At 73.7% G+C, this 509-nt stretch carries 1 pseudogene; it reads right to left on the minus strand.

Going from position 1 to position 509, the window contains the following annotated elements:
* Window positions 1-488, minus strand: a pseudogene (locus G3O06_RS48555) (FAD-binding oxidoreductase); the annotation flags it as partial.
* Window positions 489-509 lie beyond the last annotated feature (21 nt).

The raw sequence follows: 509 nt of genomic DNA on the forward strand, positions 1-509 counted from the left end.
CCGCGCGCGCCGGCGGCACATCCCCACGCGTGCGACGTGATGCTCAGCAGCCAGCCGCGCCGCGCGTGCACCGGCGCGAGAAACGCCTGAGCGTCCGGCAGGTAGACGACCGGCGAGTCAGGCGCCGGCGGCAATGCGCGCCCGTCGACATCGAACGCGACGATCTTCTTCGTGACGATGTCCGGTCGCGCTTCGCCGCGTGCGTCGTCGACTGCTTCGCCGTCGACCGCCGGCCACGGGCCGCTCGCGCGGACGAGCCGGTCGGCGTGCAGCGTCACGCCGTTGGCCACGAGGGTCCAGCCGCCGGCATTGCGCGACACGTGCGTGACCGGCGCATCGAAACGTTCGACCGCGCTCGGGCCCGTCAGGTAGTGCGCGACCAGCCGTGGCACGTCGACCAGCCATGCACGGCCGGCGCGCCATAGTCGTGCGCCGGCGGGCAACGCGCCGAGCAGCGCGTCGCCGGCACCCGGCGTATCGGCCGGCACCGGCGTCGCGAACAACTAGAA

Source organism: Burkholderia sp. Ac-20345 (genome assembly GCF_017104825.1).
GTDB lineage: Bacteria > Pseudomonadota > Gammaproteobacteria > Burkholderiales > Burkholderiaceae > Burkholderia > Burkholderia lata_B.